Source organism: Marivita sp. GX14005 (genome assembly GCF_023370775.1).
Taxonomy (GTDB): Bacteria; Pseudomonadota; Alphaproteobacteria; order Rhodobacterales; family Rhodobacteraceae; genus Marivita.
Genome location: NZ_JAMCCQ010000001.1, coordinates 510,172 through 530,894 on the forward strand (window position 1 = coordinate 510,172; position 20,723 = coordinate 530,894).

General features: G+C 62.9%; 18 protein-coding genes. 4 read left to right on the forward strand and 14 right to left on the reverse strand.

Annotation, left to right across the window (positions count from 1 at the left end; all coding sequences use genetic code 11):
- Window positions 1-67: 67 nt before the first annotated feature.
- From M3465_RS02640 to ugpB, 4 genes are all read right to left on the reverse strand, one after another.
- Complete coding sequence (locus M3465_RS02640; RefSeq protein WP_249500148.1) at window positions 68-1,123, reverse strand: ABC transporter ATP-binding protein; 1,056 nt, start codon at window positions 1,121-1,123, stop codon at window positions 68-70.
- A gap of 3 nt (window positions 1,124-1,126) precedes the next feature.
- Window positions 1,127-1,963 (reverse strand): sn-glycerol-3-phosphate ABC transporter permease UgpE, encoded by an 837-nt coding sequence (ugpE, locus tag M3465_RS02645; protein WP_249500847.1) that lies wholly within the window; start codon window positions 1,961-1,963, stop codon window positions 1,127-1,129.
- Between the two features lie 65 nt (window positions 1,964-2,028).
- Entirely contained in the window at window positions 2,029-2,910 is an 882-nt protein-coding gene (gene ugpA, locus M3465_RS02650; RefSeq protein WP_249500149.1) for a sn-glycerol-3-phosphate ABC transporter permease UgpA, read from the reverse strand.
- A gap of 61 nt (window positions 2,911-2,971) precedes the next feature.
- On the reverse strand, window positions 2,972-4,285 hold the full coding sequence (ugpB, locus tag M3465_RS02655) for a sn-glycerol-3-phosphate ABC transporter substrate-binding protein UgpB (protein WP_249500150.1): 1,314 nt from the start codon (window positions 4,283-4,285) through the stop codon (window positions 2,972-2,974).
- A 249-nt stretch (window positions 4,286-4,534) separates the two neighbouring features.
- Here ugpB and M3465_RS02660 point away from each other — a divergent pair, with 249 nt between their 5' ends.
- Window positions 4,535-6,169 (forward strand): thiamine pyrophosphate-binding protein, encoded by a 1,635-nt coding sequence (locus M3465_RS02660; RefSeq protein ID WP_249500151.1) that lies wholly within the window; start codon window positions 4,535-4,537, stop codon window positions 6,167-6,169.
- 42 nt (window positions 6,170-6,211) lie between these two features.
- Here the strand turns inward: M3465_RS02660 and M3465_RS02665 are convergent, their stop codons facing one another.
- The 10 genes from M3465_RS02665 to M3465_RS02710 form a co-directional block, all read right to left on the reverse strand.
- Window positions 6,212-6,691, reverse strand: a complete 480-nt coding sequence (locus tag M3465_RS02665) for a pyridoxamine 5'-phosphate oxidase family protein (RefSeq protein ID WP_249500152.1) — start codon at window positions 6,689-6,691, stop codon at window positions 6,212-6,214.
- Between the two features lie 70 nt (window positions 6,692-6,761).
- Complete coding sequence (locus M3465_RS02670) at window positions 6,762-7,661, reverse strand: TIGR01459 family HAD-type hydrolase (protein WP_249500153.1); 900 nt, start codon at window positions 7,659-7,661, stop codon at window positions 6,762-6,764.
- Window positions 7,661-8,476, reverse strand: a complete 816-nt coding sequence (phnE, locus tag M3465_RS02675) for a phosphonate ABC transporter, permease protein PhnE (protein WP_249500154.1) — start codon at window positions 8,474-8,476, stop codon at window positions 7,661-7,663. Before phnE (M3465_RS02675) ends, M3465_RS02670 begins: the two co-directional genes overlap by 1 nt.
- The gene (gene phnE, locus M3465_RS02680) at window positions 8,476-9,294 is read right to left on the reverse strand and encodes a phosphonate ABC transporter, permease protein PhnE (protein WP_249500155.1); all 819 of its coding nucleotides are present in this window, start codon (window positions 9,292-9,294) and stop codon (window positions 8,476-8,478) included. The genes phnE (M3465_RS02675) and phnE (M3465_RS02680) overlap by 1 nt, the downstream gene beginning before the upstream one ends.
- The gene (phnC, locus tag M3465_RS02685; RefSeq protein ID WP_249500156.1) at window positions 9,291-10,085 is read right to left on the reverse strand and encodes a phosphonate ABC transporter ATP-binding protein; all 795 of its coding nucleotides are present in this window, start codon (window positions 10,083-10,085) and stop codon (window positions 9,291-9,293) included. The genes phnE (M3465_RS02680) and phnC overlap by 4 nt, the downstream gene beginning before the upstream one ends.
- Window positions 10,086-10,147: 62 nt before the next feature.
- Window positions 10,148-11,122 carry a phosphate/phosphite/phosphonate ABC transporter substrate-binding protein gene (gene phnD, locus M3465_RS02690; RefSeq protein ID WP_249500157.1) on the reverse strand — a complete coding sequence of 325 codons (975 nt, stop codon included), beginning with the start codon at window positions 11,120-11,122 and terminating at the stop codon, window positions 10,148-10,150.
- 125 nt (window positions 11,123-11,247) lie between these two features.
- Window positions 11,248-11,877 (reverse strand): ABC-type transport auxiliary lipoprotein family protein, encoded by a 630-nt coding sequence (locus M3465_RS02695; protein WP_249500158.1) that lies wholly within the window; start codon window positions 11,875-11,877, stop codon window positions 11,248-11,250.
- Window positions 11,874-13,616: an MlaD family protein gene (locus M3465_RS02700; protein WP_249500159.1), complete on the reverse strand. Its 1,743-nt coding sequence runs from the start codon at window positions 13,614-13,616 to the stop codon at window positions 11,874-11,876. The genes M3465_RS02695 and M3465_RS02700 overlap by 4 nt, the downstream gene beginning before the upstream one ends.
- Before the next feature lie 6 nt (window positions 13,617-13,622).
- Window positions 13,623-14,411: an ABC transporter ATP-binding protein gene (locus M3465_RS02705; protein ID WP_249500160.1), complete on the reverse strand. Its 789-nt coding sequence runs from the start codon at window positions 14,409-14,411 to the stop codon at window positions 13,623-13,625.
- Complete coding sequence (locus M3465_RS02710) at window positions 14,408-15,511, reverse strand: ABC transporter permease (protein ID WP_249500161.1); 1,104 nt, start codon at window positions 15,509-15,511, stop codon at window positions 14,408-14,410. The genes M3465_RS02705 and M3465_RS02710 overlap by 4 nt, the downstream gene beginning before the upstream one ends.
- Before the next feature lie 435 nt (window positions 15,512-15,946).
- Here M3465_RS02710 and M3465_RS02715 point away from each other — a divergent pair, with 435 nt between their 5' ends.
- Genes M3465_RS02715 through M3465_RS02725 form a run of 3 tightly spaced genes read left to right on the forward strand, consistent with a single transcriptional unit; the run spans window position 15,947 to window position 20,722 of the window.
- A complete protein-coding gene (locus tag M3465_RS02715) occupies window positions 15,947-18,826 on the forward strand; it encodes a monovalent cation/H+ antiporter subunit A (protein WP_249500162.1) in 2,880 nt (959 codons plus the stop codon).
- A gap of 1 nt (window position 18,827) precedes the next feature.
- Window positions 18,828-19,184: a Na+/H+ antiporter subunit C gene (locus M3465_RS02720; RefSeq protein ID WP_249500163.1), complete on the forward strand. Its 357-nt coding sequence runs from the start codon at window positions 18,828-18,830 to the stop codon at window positions 19,182-19,184.
- Window positions 19,181-20,722 (forward strand): monovalent cation/H+ antiporter subunit D, encoded by a 1,542-nt coding sequence (locus M3465_RS02725; protein WP_249500164.1) that lies wholly within the window; start codon window positions 19,181-19,183, stop codon window positions 20,720-20,722. Before M3465_RS02720 ends, M3465_RS02725 begins: the two co-directional genes overlap by 4 nt.
- Window position 20,723: the final 1 nt, after the last annotated feature.

The following is a 20,723-nucleotide window of genomic DNA, read 5'->3' on the forward strand; positions in this document are numbered from 1 at the left end:
GGCAGGACTGAGGTATGACACTCATGCAGCGGGGTCAAGCGCCTGCCGGTTTCGCCTCGCCGAAAATTCAATCCTCGCGCCGCAGCCCGGTATCGGCATCGAACACATGCGCCTGCCCCGGCTGGATCGCAAAGCGCATATGCCTGCCGGTCTCCGACATCGGATGCACGCCTTGCAGGCTCGCGGTGAAACTGTCGCCGGTGCTTTCGAGGCGACCGTGAAACAGCGTGTTCGCCCCAAGCGGTTCCGTCATCTGGACGGCCACGCGCAGCGGTCCGTTCTCGTCTGCATCCAGATGCTCCGGCCGCACGCCGAGCTTGACCGGCCCGTCCGGCCCCGCCCCATCGGCGACCGCCACATCGCCCAGCATGACCTTGCCGGCGTGCAACTCGGCATCGAGGATATTCATGGCCGGGCTGCCGATGAATTGCGCGGCGAAAAGCGTTCGGGGTTTTTCGTAAACGTCGAGCGGGGTTCCGATCTGTTCCGCGACGCCGGCGTTCATCACGATCATCCGGTCCGCCATGGTCATCGCCTCGACCTGATCGTGCGTGACATAAAGCGCGGTGATGCCGAGCTTGGATTGCAATTCGCGGATTTCCAGACGCATCTGCACCCGCAGTTTCGCATCGAGGTTCGACAAAGGCTCATCGAAGAGGAACACCGCAGGTTCGCGCACGATGGCGCGTCCCATGGCAACGCGCTGGCGCTGGCCGCCGGACAATTGCTTGGGCTTGCGATCAAGCAGCGGCTCCAGCTGCAGCAGCTTGGCCGCCTCGACAACCTTCCGTTCGATCTCGGCCTTCGGCAGCTTCGCGATCTTCAGCCCGTAGCCCATGTTCTGGCGAACCGACATGTGCGGATAAAGCGCGTAGTTCTGGAACACCATCGCGATATCGCGGTCCATCGGCTCCTTCTCGTTCGCGCGCTGACCGCCGATCAGAACCTCGCCATCCGTCACTGTCTCCAGCCCTGCGACCATGCGCAACAGGGTGGACTTGCCGCAGCCGGACGGGCCGACGATGACGATGAACTCACCATCCTCGATCTGCGCGTCGATACCGTGGATCACGTCCACCGGGCCAAAGCTTTTCTTGACGTTTTTGAGGGTGACTGTCGCCATGTCTTATTTCTCGCTGTCTACAAGGCCGCGGATGAACAGCTTCTGCATGCTCACGACGACGATCACCGGCGGGATCATCGCCAGGATCGAGGTGGCCAGAATGGTCGGCCAATGGGCAAAATCGTCGCCCGAGGGGAACATCTGCTTCAGTCCCATGACGATGGTGTTCATTTCGGGATCGGTGGTGATGAGCAGCGGCCAGAGATACTGGTTCCACCCGTAGATGAACAGGATCACGAAAAGCGCAGCGATATTGGTGCGGCTCATGGGAACGACGATGTCGATGAAGAACCGCATGGGCCGCGCCCCATCGACGCGCGCCGCTTCGGCCAGCTCGTCGGGGATCGTCATGAAGAACTGTCGGAACAGGAACGTCGCCGTCGCCGAGGCGATGAGCGGGAAGATCAGCCCCGAATAGGAGTTGAGCATCCCGAACCCCGCGACCACCTCGTAAGTCGGCACGATCCGCACCTCGACCGGCAGCATCAGCGTCAGGAAAATCAACCAGAAGAACAGCGTACGCGCCGGGAAGCGGAAATAGACGATGGCAAAGGCCGACAGGAGCGAAATCACGATCTTGCCCACCGCGATGCCCACCGCCATCACCAGCGAATTGAACAGCATCGTCGCCACCGGCACGTTCACCCCGGAAAAAAGCGCGTTCTTGTAGTTTGTGAAGAACTGGTCGCCCGGCCAGATCGGCATTGGCGGGCGGATGATGTCCTGCTGCGTGACCGTGGAGGCGACGAAGGCCAGCCAGATCGGAAAGAAGATAACCAGGATACCCAGGATCATCAGCACATGCGTCAGCCAAAGCCCCGCACCGCGCTTCTCGACCATGCCATCGGGCTGCGGCTTGCGCGTCTTGGGCGGGACTGCGGCGGCAAGGGGATCTGCGTTCGCCATCAGTAATGCACCCGTTTTTCGATGAATTTGAACTGAAGCACCGTGAGCAGGCCGACCACGATCAAAAGGATTACCGATTGCGCCGAGGAGGAGCCGAGATCCTGCCCCACGAAACCGTCGGAGAACACCTTGTAGACAAGGATCGTCGTCGCCTGTTGCGGCCCGCCGGCGGTAATTGTGTGGATCACGCCGAAGGTCTCGAAGAAGGAATAGACGATATTGACGACCAGCAAAAAGAATGTGGTCGGCGACAGCAGAGGCAGGACGATGGTGAAGAACCGCCGCCAGAACCGCGCGCCGTCGATCGCCGCCGCTTCGATCACCGATTTCGGCACCGCTTGCAGCGCGGCAAAGAAGAACAGGAAGTTATAGCTGATCCGCCCCCAGGCCGACGCGACAACGACCAGCCCCATCGCCTCATTGCCGTTGAGAACATGGTTCCAGTCGTAGCCAAGCTGCCCGAGATACCAAGACACGACGCCGACGCGGGTGTTGAACATGAAAAGCCACAGCACCCCGGCCACGGCAGGCGCGACGGCATAGGGCCAGATGAGCAGCGTGCGATAGACGCCCGCACCCTTGACCAGACGGTCGGCGATCACGGCCAGAAACAGCGCCGGCACCATCGACACCAGCGTCACGAGGATCGAGAAGATCGCGGTCGTCAGAAACGAGGCGCGGTAAAACCGGTCATTCAGCAGATACTCGAAATTGCCCAGCCCGACGAATTGCGAAGACAGGCCGAACGGGTCGGGGATGAACAGCGATTGCCAGATCGCCTGCCCCGCCGGGTAGAAAAAGAACACCGCCGAAATGAAGACCTGCGGCGCAATCAGGATGAACGGCAGAAGCCAGCCCTTGAACGTGACGCGCTTTTCCATCGGTGGCCTTTCGGAAAGAAAAGGACGGCCCTTAAGGGCCGCCCTGCTGATGGATCAGTGTTTAGCGGTTGGCTTGCTCGAAACGGCGCAGCAACTGGTCGCCGCGCTCCTTCGCGCTGTCCAGCGCTTCCTGAGCGGATTTGTCACCGGCCCAGACGCCTTCCAACTCTTCGTCGATGATCCCGCGGATCTGGTCGAAAGAACCAAGGCGAATGCCCTTGGAATTGGCGGTCGGCTCCTTCGCCGTCATCTGCGTCACCGCCGTGTCGGTTCCGGGGTTCTCTTCGTAGAAACCCGCCTCGCGCGTCGCCTCTCCGGCGGCGGAGGTGATCGGCAGATAGCCGGTATCCTGATGCCACTGCGCCTGCACCGGGGTGGAGGACAGGTAGGACAGGAATTCGCCGACGCCCTTGTAATCCTCGGGCTCATGCCCCTCCATCACCCAGAGCGACGCGCCGCCGATGATCGTGTTCTGCGGTGCATTGCCCTCACCTTCCCAATAGGGCAGCGGGCGCACGTCGAAATCGAACTCGGCTTCGGCCTTGATCCCGGCATAGCCGGCAGAGCTCTCGGTAAAGAGCGCACATTCACCGGAGCGGAAATTCGCACCGCCTTCGTTACGGCGACCGGTATAGATGAACTTCCCATCCTCGGCCCATTCGCCCATCTTCTCGATATGCTTGACCTGCACGGGACCGTTCAGCGCCAGCTCCGTATCGGTGCCCGCAAAACCGTTATCCTGCGTGGCAAACGGCACGTCATGATAAGCGGACAGGTTTTCGAGGTGAATCCAGCTTTGCCACGCAGTGACGAGCGGGCAATCCTCGCCGCCCTCCTTGAGCTGGGTCAGCACCTCATCGACCTTCTGCCATGTCGACAGATCCGTATCCGGATCGACCCCCGCCGCCTCGAACGCGTCGCGGTTCACCCAGAGAACCGGCGTCGAGGAGTTGAACGGAAGCGACAGCATCTGCCCGTCGGTGGTGGTATAATAGCCCTTGACCGACCCGATATAGGCATCGGGATCGAACTCCGCGCCGCTTTCCTCCATCACCTCGTAAACCGGCTTGATCGCGCCCTGCGCACCCATCATGGTGGCGGTGCCGACCTCGAACACCATCAAGATATGCGGCTGCTCTCCGGCGCGGAACGCAGCGATGCCGGCGTTCAGCGTTTCGGAATAGTTGCCTTTGTGGCTCGCGACGACCTCGTAATCGTCCTGCTTTTCGTTGAAGTCCTCGACCTGCGCGGCGACAAGCTCGCCCAGGCGGCCGGTGAAGGCGTGCCAGAACTGGATCTCGGTCTGCGCACTGGCGACGATCGGCGTCAGTGCCGTGGTTCCGGCGGCGATGGTTCCAAGCAGAAGTCTTTTCATGATGTCCTCCCAGGCACCTTCAGGGTGCCGTTTCTGAAGCGGCCCATGTCCGCAACGGTTCGTGATGGTCAAACGATACATGCGGAAAAAAGGAATGCAAGCGCACAAAAAAGAAAATCACGCATTGCCAAACCCTTGCCCGCCTTGATGAAATCGACCCCGGCTTCGCCGTCTGGCTCGTCGGGATTTGCCCTTCGCTCCGAAGCGGACTAGCGTTCGCGCGAACACCGATCTTGCGGGGGGCTCTTCATGACATCCAAATTGCGGCGCGCCGCCGATCATCTGGTCGATCAACTCGTGGCACAAGGCATCCGCGCGGTCTTCGGGGTGCCGGGAGAAAGCTATCTGCCGGTGCTCGATGCGTTCCATAACCGCGAAGACGAGATCCGTTTCATTACCTGCCGGCAGGAAGGCGGCGCGGCGATGGCGGCCGACGCCTATGGCAAGCTCACCGGCCGCCCCGGCATCTGCTTTGTCACGCGCGGCCCCGGCGCCACCAATGCCAGCGCGGGGGTGCATGTCGCCTATCAGGATTCGACGCCGATGATCCTTTTCATTGGGCAGGTCGCGCGGGGCATGATCGACCGCGAGGCGTTTCAGGAAATCGATTATCGGCGCATGTTCGGGCAGATGGCGAAATGGGTGGCGCAGATCGACGATGCGTCGCGCATCCAGGAATATGTCTCGCGCGCGATGCGCACCGCGGTTTCGGGCCGTCCGGGGCCAGTGGTGCTCGCCCTGCCTGAGGACATGCTTTACGACGAGATTGCGCCGCCCCCTGCGCCGGCGCGCTTCGATGTGCCGCGTTTCGGTGCCGATCCGGCGGCGCTCGAAGCGCTCAAGGATCGCCTGAAAAGCGCCAAGACTCCGCTGGTTCTGGCGGGCGGCGGCGGGTGGACCGAACGCGGGATCGCGGCGCTTCAGCGCTTTGCGGAGGTGCAAGGACTGCCGGTGGGCGTGTCGCTGCGGTGTCAGGCGCTGTTCGACAACGATCATCCCAACTATATCGGCCATTTCGGCGTCGGCACCCCGCCCTATCTGGCCGATGCGATGCGGGAGACCGACCTTCTGATCGCCATCGGCCCGCGTCTGGGCGAGATGACGACGAATGGCTATTCGCTGCTAGTGCCACCTGTGCCGGAGCAGTCCCTCGTCCATGTCTTCCCGCAACCCGAGGAAATCGGCCGCGTCTATCAGCCCGAAATTGCGCTGGTTTCCGACATGCAGAGCTTTTGCGAAACCGTCGCCGATTGGGAGCGTGTGGCCCGTTCAGACCGTACGGCCCGCCTGCGCGAAACGTACGAGAGCTTTCGCGATCCCGCGTCGGTTCCCGGCGATCCTCTGGCACCGATCTTCGCGCATCTGGCCGAAACGCTGCCCGCCGATGCGATCGTCTGCAATGGCGCCGGAAATTATGCAGCGTGGCTCCACCGCTTCTATCGCTATCGCGCCCCCAAATCGCAATTGGCCCCCACTTCCGGCTCGATGGGCTACGGATTGCCCGCCGCCATCGCGGCGGCGATTGCGGAACCCGAGCGCGAGGTCGTAGCCGTGGCGGGGGACGGATGTTTCATGATGACCTGTCAGGAACTCGCCACGGCGGTGCATCACGATCTGAACCTGACCGTCATCATTATCGACAACGCGCGCTACGGCACGATCCGCGCGCATCAGGAGCGGGAGTATCCGGGCCGTGTGTCGAGCACGGGCCTCACCAACCCAGATTTTTGCGATTTCGCGCGATCATTCGGGGCACATGCCAGCCGCGCGGAGGATCTGGACGGGTTTGCAGAGGCGCTGAATGACGCACGCATGCGCAAGGGCGTCAGTGTGATCCACGTTCCCGCAGACCCGTCTTGCCTTTCGCCCGGCAAGCGGCTCTGAAAGAGGCCCGCCGGGGATCGGCGGGCCTTGGCGATATCTCGATCAAAGATTCAGTTTCTTGTTCTCGCCCAGATCGGGCTTTTCGTCGCCGAAATAGGACTTTGTCAACTCGATCGCAGAGGCGATCTTGCCCTTGTCGCTGTCCCAGTATTCGGCTTGGCTTGGCTGCACGGTGATGATCGCGGCATCGGCCTTGTCTGGATCGTCGCCGAAGAAGGCTTCGGCATAGGGGCCCCACATCTCGCGCAGCTTTTCCTTGTCGTAGTTGACGAAGCCTTTGCCCGAAACGGATGCGAAAACCATATCCTTGTTATCGGCAAAGCTCAGGTTCAATTCACGATCCGAACGGAGTTCATGCACCTTGGCGCTGTCGCGGTCAGTGATGAAGGAGATCGTCCGCGCGTCCTTGTCGATATGCGGCGCCATCGGACGCGAGCGCAGCAGGCCATCATCTTCGGTTGTGATCATGCAGACGCGCATGTCGTCGAGGATTTCCCAAAAGCGGTCGTGTTTATCGGTCATGTCGCACCTTTTCTCGTATGGTTTCCCAAGACAAACTCTGCGCGGTGCGGTGCGGTTCCTGACCCGCCTCTCAGGGACGCTCGATCATGTAGGTCGGCGCGATACCCGAGCGGACGATGGCCGCGTCCGGGTCATGCCCGGCGAAGAACCCCCACTCTGTGACGAGCGCGGACGCGATCCCGACGGCTTGTGCACCGAGGATATCGGTATGCAGGCTGTCGCCGACCATGAGAATGCGCGATCTGGCAACGCCCGGAAGCTTCTCGAAGGCAAGATCGTAGACATTGGCGAAAGGTTTGCCGAAAAACTCAGGCGAAATCTTGCAGCGATCTGCCAAGCGGTGCGCGAAATGCCCCGGTTCGAGCGAGAAGCCTGTCTCGCGCGGGGCGACGATATCGGGATTGGCGACCAGAACCGGGCGGGCGCGGGCCTGCAATGACGCTTCGAGCCGCGCCTGCCGGTCCTCCGTCCAGCCTGCGCTGCCGATTAGAAGGAAGCCCTCGGCATCGTCATAGGCGTCTTGCGCCTCGGCCAGCAATGTCAGGTCGAGATCGGGCAGATCGGAAAATTCCGGCATATGGCCCGCCATGACGCCCCAGCGGCGCGGCGCGCGACGGGCCAGTTCGGTGAGCATCGCGAGGCGGCTGGACACGATATCGCTAATGTCGAAATCGAATCCGAGCCGCTGGTATTTCATCGCCAGGTCACGCACCGGAACGCTTGCCGCGTTGGACACGACGATCACCCGTTTGCCAGCCGCGCGCAGATCGGCGATGCGCTCGGCCGTGCCGGGAATGGCGGTCTCGCCGATATTGAGCACGCCGAATGCATCGAGCAGAAAGGCGTCGTAATCCTCCGAGATCTCGGCCAGCGTCGCCGCGCGCTGCGGCTGCGGCACGGGGCCAGGCGAAGGCAAGCGCGCGCGCACGGCTTCATAGGCCAGAAAGGCCGTTTCGGCTGTCAGACTCATCAGATGATCGCGCCCCGCACCTTGGCGGAAACCCATTCGCTGATGACGACGGCGACAAGGATCACGATCAGGATCAGGCTGACCTGCGGCCAAGCCAGCACGTTGAGCGAGGACGAAAGCTGCAACCCGATGCCGCCGGCACCCACCAGGCCAAGAACCGTGGATTCGCGGATATTGATGTCCCAGCGGAACACCGCGATCCCGGCGAAGGCGGGCAGGATTTGCGGCACGATGCCATAGGCCATGACCTGCCAGCGCGAAGCGCCGGTGGCGGTGATCGCCTCGACTTGGCCCTCGTCGATTTCCTCGATGGCCTCGTAAAGCAGCTTGGCGCAGAACCCGATGGAGCGGATGGCGATGGCGATCACCCCGGCAAAGACGCCCGGCCCGATGATCGCGATCAGGAGCAGCGCCCAGATCAACGAGTTGATCGAGCGGGTGGACACGATGATGAGAAGCGCGATGGGCCGGATGAGAAACCGAGATGGCGTGGTATTGCGCGCGGCCAGAAACGCCACCGGCACGGCGAGGACCAGCGCGATCAGCGTGCCCAGCGTGGCGATGTTGAGCGTGTCCCAGATCGGCTTGCCGAGCTGCGTGATGTATTCCCATTTCGGCGGCGTGGCGCGGGACCAGATGTCACCGGCGATGCGCGGCGCGTCCTGAACGAAGAACCATGTCGTCGCTTCGGAAATCTGCTGCCAGCAATAGGCAAAGACCGCCACGCCGATCAGCCACATCAGCCAATGCGCAAGGCTTTCCCGCCCCGACCGGCGCTGCCAGATCTTCTGGCCGTTCGCGTCTGCCACCGGCATTACTGCACCCTCGCCCGGATGATGCCCGACAGGTATTCGAGCGCCATCACGATACCGATGATCAGCAGCAGGATCGCCGCCGCCGTGTCGTATTCATAGCGGTCGAACGATGTGTTGAGCGTGGCCCCGATACCGCCCGCGCCGACTAGGCCCAGAATGGCGCTTTCGCGAAAATTGATGTCGATGCGATACATCGACAGGCCAATGAGGCGCGGCATGACCTGCGGCTGAACGCCGTAATTGATCCATTGCATCCATCTGGCCCCCGACGCGCGGATCGCCTCGGCCTGCACGCGGTCCATGCTTTCGATGTCCTCGGCCAGCAGTTTCGACAGGAAGCCGATGGTGGCGAAGCTGAGCGTCAGGAAACCGGCCAGCGGGCCGAAGCCGAAGATCGCCACCAGAAGGATCGCGACGATGATTTCCTGAAGCGCGCGGCTGACGGCGATGATGGCGCGGCAGATCATGTAGACCGGCAGAGGCGCGACATTGCGCGCCGCGCCCAGCGCGATGGGGATCGAGATGGCGATACCGACGACCGAGGCGGCGACGGTCATCACGATGCTCTCCATCATGCCGGTCCAGATATCGCCCGAGCGGGTGGCGAAATCGGGGCTGGTGAATGCGAGGATGAATTGCTTGCCGCGCTCCAGCCCTTCATAAACGCGCGACCAGTTGACCTCGATGGTCAGGAAGGCCGCAACGAGATAGGCGAAAAAGCCGAGGATCAGCGTGTAACGCAGCCAGGCACGCTTGATGAAATGGGGTTTGCGCCAGCCCTTGCCCAGCACATCGTCGAGTTCGCGATGGGTGCTCATTCGGCGGCCTCGATCTCGTCTTCGTCCTCGACTTTTTCAATGGTCGCTTCCCAATCCTCCTCGCCGTAGATCGTGGTCAGCACATCAGGGGTGAGCGCGTCTGGCGGTCCGTCGAATTCGATCGCACCGGCGCGCAGGCCGATGACGCGTTGCACGAACATCTGCGCCAGCGCGACGTCGTGGATGTTGATGATCGCCGCCAGCCCGCGTTCGCGGCACAGCTCGCAAATGAGGCGCATGATCTGGCGCGAGGTTTTGGGGTCGAGCGAAGCGGTCGGCTCATCCACCAGCAGCACATCGGGATTCTGGATCAGCGCGCGGCAGATGCCAACGCGCTGGCGCTGCCCGCCCGACAATTCGTCGGCGCGCTTGTCGGCCATGTGAACGAGGCCGACGCGGTCCAGAAGGCGGAACGCCTCGTCGACGTCCTTTTGCGGATATTTACGCAGGAAACTGCGCCAGAACCCGACATAGCCGAGCCGCCCGGACAGCACGTTCTCCATCACGGTCAGCCGTTCGACCAGCGCGTATTCCTGAAAGATCATGCCCATCCGCCGCCTCTCGCGGCGCAGCGCACCGGTGGACAGGTGCGTCAGTTCCGTGTCTCCGAGATAGACCTTGCCCGATGTCGGCTCCACCAGACGGTTGATGCAGCGGATGAGCGTGGATTTGCCCGCACCGGACGGTCCGATCAGGGCGAGAACCTGCCCTTCGGGGATCTCCAGATCCACGGCCTTGAGCGCCTGATCGCCCGTCTTGTAGGTCTTGACCAATTTCTCAAGCCGCAGCATGAACCGTCCCCTCGTCGCTCTTGTTGGACGGGCGGAGGCCGAACCCCCGCCCGATCCCTGCATCACTCGCAGGCGTAGCTGACGCCGTTTGCCGCGTCGATCTTGCGGATCACTTCCCAGAATTCCTTGTAGGTGATCGGGATGAACTGACCCTCGCCGTTCTTCTCGAACTCCTCCTTGAGAGAGGTGCCTTCCCATTCGAAATTCTCGAACGCGCCGCGGATCTTGTCCTGCAATTCGGGTTTGAGATTATATGCCACGCCATAGGCGGTGGTCGGGAAGGTTTGCGATTTATAGATCGAGACGATCTGGTCGCGATCCACAACATCGCGCTCGAACATCCGGCCCATTACCGAATTGGCGACGGCGGCGGCCGGGTAATCCTGATTGGCTACGCCGAGAACCGAATTGTCGTGCTTGCCTGAGAAGACCGGCTCGAAATCGCGATCGGGCAGCATGTCGTAATCGGCTTTCAGGATCGCGCTCGGCGCCTTGAAGCCGGAGTTGGACGTGGGCGCGGTGAAGGCGAGTTTCTGGCCCTTGATATCCTCGATGTTTTCAATGCCGGAGCCGGGATAGGTGATGATTTCCATCTCATAGCCGAAAGATCCGTCCTCGGCCGCCATGATCGTGAAGGGCTTGAATCCCGCGCAATTGACGGCAAGCGGGTTCGATCCGGTGTTGAAGCCCGCGATATGCAGACGCCCCGAGCGCATCGCCTCGATCTGGGCGGCGTTGTTCTGGACGGGGAAGAACACGACCTCCTTGCCGGTCTCCTCGGACAGATGGGTCAGAAAATCGGCCCAGGCTTCCTTGTAGACCGCCGGATCCTCGACGGGCGTATAGGCGAAGATGAGCGTGTCGGGATCGATCTGTTCGGCCGGATCGGTGGGCGTGTCGGCCAGCAGATCGCCGTCGGTGTCGCAGAACCGCTCATCGAGATCGCCGCGTTCGCAGTCCTGCGCGGATGCGGCAGTGCCGAGCGACAAGAGCGCAATGGCCGACGCGCTCAGGAGCAGTTTGATATCGAGCTTCATGATTTTCCTCCCGGGGATTCGCGGCTGCGCCGCTGTTCTTGATTGACACTGTTATCGCGTCATTTCGAAAATTATCGCAAATAAATTCATGTGTCACCGGATAACGCCCGGCCAGCCCGATTATCTCAGGATACGATATCGCGCACCCACAGCGCGAAATTCGTCAGCGCCTGATCCGACGCGGCTTCGAAGGCCTGCACGACAGGCAGCGTGTCGGTGGACGGGGTGACCGCCTGCCCGCGGAAGGTTCGCGAGGCGATGATGGCGGCATCGCGTTCGCGCACGATGCGCGACAGGAACGCGATATCGACGCGCGCGCCCTCGCCCACCTGCTCGGCCTGGAAATCGGTGAGTTCGGTGATGATCGCATAATCCCCGCTCGGGCCGAGCGGCCTTCGCCCGACATAGCGCACCGCTCCGGTTGCCTCGATGGCGCGCAGCATGAGCGTTTGCAGCATGACCGGGGTTTCCTCGCCCCAACGTGCGCCGGGCAGGTATTGTGCCTGAAGCGGGTTGGGGCGGATCATGATCCGGTCGGTTTCAAGAGCGCCGCTGGTGGTCGGCGTTTCGACGATCACATCGCGCGGCGCGGTGCGGGCGCGCGGCTCGATCCCGGAAGGCGCCGGAATTTCGTAGACATCGAGCGGCGTCGCCGCGTCGCTCACGGCCGAGAGCGCGGCGCATCCGGACAGCGCTGAGAAAGCGACAAGAAGCATCAGGGCGCGGCGGAGGCGAAGAGGGAAAGGATCGGTCATCGTCTGAACTCCGGTGTCTCACGGTCGAGGAAGAAGCGCGCGGGATCGCGCTGGATCTGGTTCGTCAGCCGGTCAAGGTTGGATACCAGCGTTCGGGTTTCCTGCGCCAGCTTCGTGAAGAGCGGCAACGCGGTGGTGGTGAACTCGCGCACCGAAGGCGCGGAGTCCCGTGTGACCCCGCGCAATTCGGAGAAGGCGGCAGCGGCGGCCTGGCCCGCCTCGCGCAGATCGCCGGTGATGCCGGGGATATCGTCCGAGACTTGCGCGATGGCGCCGTTCAGGCTGTCCAGCGTGGTTTCCAGTCCCGTGATGATGCCGTCGAGATCCTCATTGATGACGCGGTCCGCCCCCGAGAACGCCCGCTCCGCTGCGCCGAGGGCGCGTTCGCCAGTGTCCAGCGCGTCGTTGATCGCCGCGAGCGTCGTATTGGCATTTGCGAAGCTCTCGCTGGCATCCTCCAGCGTGTTTCGCGCAGTGGTCAGCACCTCCTCGGCGGTCTCGCTCGATGCGGTGAGGTTCTGGCCCACGTTTTCGGTCACGGTTCGGAACGTGCTGGCGGCGCTGCGAATGTCGGCGACGATGGTCGGCAAATCCTCGTTCGCGACCGCTGCGACTGAGGCGATGGCACGGTCGGCCTCGGCCACCATTGCGCGGGTTTCGGCAATCAGCGGTGCGCCGTCGGTTTCGATCAGCGTATCGATGCGCCCAGCCGCGCTACCGACGCGTGCCGCAGCACCATCGAGCCGCGCGATCAATTCGTTCGCCCCGGTCAATGTCTCGCGCGCCTCGCGCAGGCGGGCAGTCGCCGTCTCGCCGGTGGTGTTCAGCGTGGCCATGAGCGCGCTGGCATCCTCGCTCAGAGTGGCGATCTGCGCGCGTATATCGGCCGCGGCGAGGCGCAATTCCTCCGCCGTCTGGCCCAGATCGTCCGTGATGAACGTCTCGGCCGAGGAAATGGCCGATTGCGTCTGCTCCAGCGTCTGCGATCCGGCGGCAAGCACCCCCTTGCCCTGTTCGGACAGTTCCCGGATCGACACGAGCGTGCCATCGGCGGTTTGCAGAACGCCGGAAAGATCGCCTGTCATAGCTGTCAGCGTATCGTTGAACGCATCCATCTGTTCAGCGAAATCCGACACGGTCGTCGTGACGGAGGTGAAATCCTCCAGCGCGTCGGCAAAACCTTCGGACGCGGTTTCGATATTACTCAGGATGTTGTCGATCTGACGCCGGTTTTCCGCCCCAAGAAGATCGCCCAACTCCTCGACGACGCGCAGCGATTCCTCCAGCAGGCGCGGCGCATCCTCGCTCAGGCTTTGCAGGGTCGAGCGCCCGGCTTCTATCTCGGGCACCGGGGCATCCATACTCTCGCGCTCCAGCAAGGGCGAGGAGGGAGAGCCGGCATCGATGCTGACGAAGGACACGCCGGTGACGCCCTGAACGTCGATGGTCGCCACGCTGTCGGTGCGCACGGGCGTGTCGTCCTCCACCTCGATCCGCACGACCACGGTGCCATCCCGATCGGGCGCGAGGCGCACATCGACGACCTGACCGACGGGAAGGCCGGCGAAGCGCACATCCGAGGCGTTGCTGAGCCCCGCGACCGAGGAAAACCGGATGTCGTAGTAATCGAACTGGCGGTCGAACTCGACCTGCGCGAACCAGACAAAGAAGCCGAGGATGCCGAGTATCCCCGCAAGCGTGAACACGCCGATGAGAATGAAATTCGCCTTGGTTTCCAACTCAACTCACCTTTCCGCGCCGTTCTGCTGCAACTCGGGCGCCGCAGCGCGGGCGCGTGGTCCGTGAAAATACTCGTGCACCCAGGGGTGTTCGACCGCGAGCATATCCTTCATCGTGCCGGCCACCAGCACCTTGCGTTCGGCAAGCACCGCAATGCGGTCGCATGTTGCATGCAGGGTGTCCAGATCATGTGTCACCAGAAACACCGTCAGCCCCAGCGAATGGCTCAGTTCCTGGATCAATTCATCGAAGGCCGACGCCCCTATAGGGTCGAGCCCCGCGGTCGGCTCATCGAGAAAGACGATATCGGGGTCGAGCGCCAGCGCGCGCGCGAGCCCGGCGCGTTTGCGCATGCCGCCGGACAGCTCGGAGGGATATTTGTCGCCGGCCGAATATTCGAGCCCGACCATCGAGATCTTGAGATCGGCCAGTTGCGCGCGGATATCGGGATCGAGCCCTTCAACCGCGCGCATCGGCACCTCGACATTCTCGCGCACGGTGAGCGAGGAAAAGAGCGCGCCGTCCTGGAACATCACGCCCCAGCGTTTCTCCAGCGCCTGGCGGGTGTCCTCGTCTGCGTTCAGAACATCGGTTCCCAGCACCTCGACCGAGCCCTCCCGCGGCCGCTGCAACCCGGTGATCGTGCGCAGAAGCACCGATTTGCCGGTGCCTGAGCCGCCGACCACGCCGAGGATTTCGCCGCGGTAGACGTCGAGATCGAGGTTCTCGTGCACGACATGGCTGCCGAACTGATTGCGCACGTCGCGCACCTTTATGACGGCGTCTTCGCTCATATGCCCACCCGCGCGAAGAAGATCGAGAAGACCGCATCGGCGACGATCACCGCGAAGATCGCGGTGACGACCGCGTTCGAGGTTTGTCGGCCCAGAGACTCCGCGTTGCTTTGCACCTGCATCCCGGCATGACAGCCGACCACTCCGATGATCATCGCGAAGAAGGGCGCCTTGATAAGGCCGACGAATACGTGCCAGACCGATGTCCCTTCGACGAGCCGCGTGCGGAACATGGCCGGCGAGATGCCCAGATCGAGCCACGCCATCAGCGCCCCGCCGAACAGCCCGGCGATATTGGCGATCAGGCCGAGGATGGGCAGCATGAGCAGCAGCGCAAGGATGCGCGGCACGAAAAGGTTCATCGCCGGATCGAGCCCGAGCGTGCGCATCGCGTCGATCTCCTCGCGCATCTTCATCGAACCGATGGCAGCCGTGAATGCCGAGGCCGTCCGCCCCGCCACGATGATCGAGGTCAGCAGGATGCCGAGCTCGCGCAGGATGGAGATGGCGATGAGATCGACAACGAACACCTCCGCGCCGAATTGCTGCAGCTGCACCGACCCTTGAAAGGCCAGCACCACGCCGATCAAGAACGACATCAACGCCACGATCGGCACCGCCTTGAAGCCCACCTCCTCGCAGTGATGAACGAGCGAAGTGAGCTTGAATTCGCTTGGATGGCGGATCATCCGCGCGAGGCGGCTGAGAAAAATGCCGAGATAGCCCGCAAGTTGCAGGAAGAAGCCGACACCCGATATCACGCGGCGGCCCAGTGCCTCCACGAGTTGCACCAAGGAGGCGCGCGTTTCAGGGCGGCTTTCGGGATCGGGCATCGCCTGCCGCACGGTTTGCATGAGGCTCTCCGCCTCGTTGCGCGCACCGGTGATTTCAAGAGCGTCCATCCGGTCCTGCAGACCGATCAGCGCCCATGCCCCGGCGGTATCGAGGCGGTCGATTTCCGCAAGGTCGATCTTTCGCAGATCGGAGGGAAGATCGGCGAACGCCTTGCACGCCGCCGTGACGGTGCGCACCGTCAATGCGCCCGAGAGGTGCAGCGTACCGCCCGCCTGATCGATCTCGAGTTGATCGGTTTCCCGCATTACCGCGCCGCCTGTCCAGCAGGGCAGTATCCGAAACTATGATCGTAAGCCACCTTCATGCGCGGCAGGCTAACGCCGCGGCGCAGCAAGGAAAAGCCGGGAAATTTCCGCCCGGTTCGATTCGCCCGGATCGGCAAGGTTATGGCACTAGGACTGAGAAACCGCCTCCCATCGGCGGCGAATATCTTGCAAATCAGCCACGCCAAGAACGCGGCGCAACGGCGTTTCGCAGAGGCCTAAACCCTTGTTTTCAGGCAGACCGACAATCGAGCGAGACTTATTACATACGGCCACACCTTGCGAAACGCGACGGCTTCGCGCCATGAACGCATATTTTTTGCCGAAATCTTGATCGAAAATGTCGATTGCGCTTGCGATCTTGCGCCCCGGATGCAGTTTCGGGCAAGCTACAGCCCGGCCAGATCAGGAGTTCGCGTGTCCCTCTTCTTTATCGTCGCCTTGCCGTTCCTCGGCGCCTTGTTGCCGGGTTTGATGAACGCAGCGGGCCGGGCGGCCTGTGCCGGGGTCACGTTCACGGTCTCTCTTGCGGCCTTCATCGGCCTGCTGACGAATCTGCCTTCGGTGCTGGCCGGCGAGGTGGTGATGGCTCGGGTCGACTGGATGCCGGCGCTCGGGCTCAACTTCACGCTGATGCTCGACGGTCTGGGCTTCTTCTTCGCGCTGCTCATCCTCGGGATCGGGCTGCTCATCATCGCCTATGGACGGCACTATCTAAGCCGCGAGGACAATATGGGCGAGTTCTTCACCTATCTGCTGCTCTTCCAGGGCGCGATGGTGGGGATCGTTCTGAGCGACAACATCCTGCTCTTGCTGGTGTTCTGGGAACTGACCTCGCTGTCCTCCTTCCTGCTCATCGGCTATTGGAAGCACCTGCCCGAAGGGCGGCAAGGCGCGCGGATGGCGCTGACCGTGACCGGCATGGGCGGGCTGGCGATGATCGCCGGGATGCTCATTCTGGGGCAGATCGCCGGCAGTTACGATCTTTCGGTGATCCTTCAGAACCGCGATCTGATCCAGGCCGATCCGCTTTACCTGACGGCGCTGATCCTGATCCTGCTGGGTTGCTTCACCAAATCGGCGCAGTTCCCGTTCCATTTCTGGTTGCCGCATGCCATGGCCGCGCCGACGCCGGTTTCGGCCTACCTCCACTCGGCCACGATGGTGAAGGCGGGCATCTTCCTGATGGCGCGCATGTGGCCGGTGCTGTCGGGAACGCCGGAATGGTTCGTGATCGTCACCACGGCCGGTCTGCTGACCATGGTCATCGGCGCGGTGATCGCGCTTTTCAAGCACGACCTGAAAGCGCTGCTGGCGTTTTCCACAGTCAGCCATCTGGGACTGATCACGATGCTTCTGGGCACCGGCACGGCCTTCGGGGCGATGGCGGCGGTGTTCCATATCCTCAACCACGCGACCTTCAAGGCCGCGCTCTTCATGTCGGCGGGGATCATCGACCACGAGGCTCACACGCGCGATATCCGGCGCCTTGGCGGGCTGCGGCACCTGATGCCGGTGACCTTCGTGATCGCCACCATCGCCGCGCTGTCTATGGCGGGGATACCGGCGCTCAACGGCTTCCTGTCGAAGGAAATGATGCTGGAGGAAGCCTATCGCACCGAGCTTTTCGGAAACGTCTGGTTGGTGCCCGCGCTGGCGGTGGTGGGCTCGCTTTTCTCGGCGGCCTATTCCTTCCGGCTGATCGGCCACACGTTCCTCGGCAAGGTGCGCGATGATTACCCGGCCAAGCCGCACGATCCGAACCCCGGCATGTGGCTGCCGCCAGCGATCCTCGTCGTTCTGGTGCTGATCATCGGGCTCGCGCCGTTTCTCGCCGAGCCTTTCGTCAAGCTTGTCACCGCGTCGGTTCTGGGCGGCGCGGGCGAGGTGCCGAAAGCGTATTTCGCGATCTGGCACGGGCTGGTGCCGGCGCTCTACATGTCGATCATCGCGGTCGTCGGCGGCTTGATCCTGCTGGCGCTGTTCCGCCCTGCCCTGCGGCTCTGGGACGCCGCGCCGCGCCCCGAGGCCAAGGCGATCTTCGACGCGGTGGTCAACGCGGCGGCACGGCTGGCCGAGCGATTGATCCTGCCGCTGCATAACGGCGCGTTTTCCCGCTATGCGGCCATCGCGGCCGTCGCAATCCTCGCTGCGGGCTTCCACGCATGGTTCACCGGCACCGTCGGCGCGCCGAGCCGCGCGATGCAACCGGCAAGCCCGGTGCCCATCGCCGGCTGGATCATGCTCGTTGCGGCAACCGGAGGTCTGGTGTTTTTGCACCGCAACCGCTTCCTGTCGCTCATCCTGATCGGCATTGTCGGGCTCATGGTCTCGGTCGCCTTCGTCTATTTCAGCGCGCCGGATCTGGCGATGACGCAGTTCACCGTCGAGGTGGTGACGATCATCCTGTTGCTGCTGGCGCTCAACTTCCTGCCCAACCGCACACCGATAGAGAGCAGCGTGCTGCGCCGCGTGCGCGATGGCGCGGTGGCCATCGCCGGCGGGCTGGCGACGTTCGGGTTGGCCTATCACTACCTGCTGCGCGACGCGGCGGCGCTGCCGATCTCCGAGTTCCACCTCGCCAATTCCTACAAGGGCGGCGGCGGCACGAATGTCGTCAACGTGATCCTCGTGGATTTCCGGGGCTTCGACACCTATGGCGAGATCATCGTTCTGGGCATCGCCGCGCTGCTCATCTTTGCGCTGACGGAAACGCTGCTCGATGGGCCGGTGCGGGCGCGGCTGCTCAATCGCAAGCCGGACCAGCCGCGTTCCGGCGACAAGCATCCGATGATGATGGTCGTGCTGACGCGGGTCATCATGCCGGTGGTCATGCTGGTCGGCTTCTACATCTTCCTGCGCGGCCATAACGAGCCCGGCGGCGGGTTCATCGCCGGGCTGATCGTGTCGATCGCCGTGGTGATGCAATATATGGCAAGCGGGTTCAGCTGGGCGTCGCAACGGCTGAAATATCCCTATCACGGCGTGATCGGCGCGGGCGTTCTCATCGCCGGGCTGACCGGGATCGGATCGTGGTTCGTGGGCAAGCCGTTCCTGACCTCGGCCTTCACCTATGTCCGCATCCCGCCCTTCGACAAGTTCGAATTGGCCACCGCGGCGCTTTTCGATCTCGGCGTGTTTCTCGCCGTTGTCGGCGCGGTGATGCTGTCGCTCGAAAGTTTTTCGCGCCTTGCACGGCGCGCTCATGTGGATGATGACAAACACCCGATGGATATAGACCCCTCAAGAGACGATCCGCCCGAAGGCGCAACGACACCGGCGAAGGGGGGCGTCTGACATGGAGCTTCTCGTCGCCTCGGCCATCGGCATCCTGACCGCCGGTGGGCTCTACCTCGTGCTGCGCTTGCGGACCTTTCCGGTGATCCTCGGCATTTCGCTTCTGACCTATGCGGTCAACGTGTTCCTCTTCGCGTCCGGCCGGCTCACCGTCGGCGCACCGCCGATCCTGCGGGACGGTGTCAGCACCTATACCGATCCGCTGCCGCAGGCGCTGGTGCTGACGGCCATCGTGATTTCCTTCGGGATGACAGCGGTTGTGGTGATGATCGGCCTTGGCGCCTATCTCGGCTCGGATGACGATCATGTCGACGATCAGCCCGCCGGCGATCTGCACCGGCCGGAGGATGCGGGATGAGCCACTGGATCATCGCTCCCGTCGTCCTGCCTGCCCTGCTCGCCCCGTTCATCGTGCTGGCGGCGCGGTTTCACATCGGCATCCAGCGCGCCGTTTCGGTAGCTGGGGTCGCCGCGCTCATCCTGATCGCCGCCGGGCTTGCGCTCAGCGTGTCGGACGGCAGCATCCTGCTCTACCAGCTTGGCGATTGGGCCGCGCCCTTCGGGATCGTGCTCGTCGGGGACAGGCTGTCGACCATGATGGTGTTGCTGACGGCGGTGCTCGCGCTTTTCGTGCTGCTCTATGCCATCGGCTCGGGATGGGATCGGCGCGGCTGGCATTTTCACGCGCTCTACCAGTTTCAGCTCATGGGGATCATGGGCGCGTTCCTGACGGGCGATCTGTTCAACCTTTTCGTCTTTTTCGAAGTGCTGCTGATCGCGTCCTACGGGCTGATGATCCACGAGGGCGGCAATGATCGGCTGCGCGCCGGGGTGCAATACGTCCTTTACAACCTGATCGGCTCGACGCTGTTCCTTTTCGCGCTCGGTTCCATCTATGCCGAGGCGGGCACGCTCAACATGGCCGATCTGGCCGCGCGCGTCATGCTGATCGGGCCGGAGGAGACCGTCGGCATCCGCGTCGCCGCCGTACTGCTGCTGCTCGTCTTTGCGATCAAGGCGGCGCTGGTGCCGCTGCATTTCTGGCTCCCGTCGAGCTACGCCGAAGCGCCCGCGCCTGTCGCCGCGCTGTTCGCGATCATGACGAAAGTGGGCGCTTACGCGATCATCCGTGTCTATACGATGGTCTTCCCGCCCGATCTCGACGTCATGGGCGGCTTGCATGATTTCTGGCTCATGCCGGCGGCGCTCGTCTCTCTCGCGCTCGGCATGATCGGGGTTCTGGCGGCCAAGCGGTTCGACCGGCTGATCGCGTTCTCCATCATCGGCTCGATGGGGATGGTGATGGTGGCCATCGCGCTGTTCACGCCCGAAGGCATCGCGGCCGCGCTTTACTACATCATCCATTCGACGCTTGCGGGCGCGGTCCTGTTTCTCGTCTGCGATCTGGTGCGGACGGGGCGGCCGAACCTCGATCTGAGGGCGCAGGCGCCGATGCTGGGAACGTCGCTGACGGCGGGGGTCTTCTTCGTCGGTGCCATCGCGATGGTGGGATTGCCGCCGCTGTCGGGTTTTCTTGGCAAGCTGTTGCTGCTGGATGCCGCCTATGAGGCCGATCTGGGTGTCTGGATCTGGGCCGTCGTGCTGATCGCGAGCCTCATCAGCCTCGTCGGCTTCTCGCGCGCCGGCAGCGTGCTTTTCTGGAAGTCCCATAGCGTGACCCCACCGGAAAAGATGCCGCCCGTCGCGCGCCCCGCCGCGTTGTCCTATGTCGCAGTCGGCGGGCTGATTGCGCTGCTTATCGCCCATACGGTCTTTGCCGGGCAGGTGCATCGCTATACAACGACCATAGCCGCGCAGCTTTTCGCGCCCGCGCCCTATATCACCACGGTGATCGACACGCCGGGCAAGCTGAGCCCGCCGAAGGAGGATCGCTGAG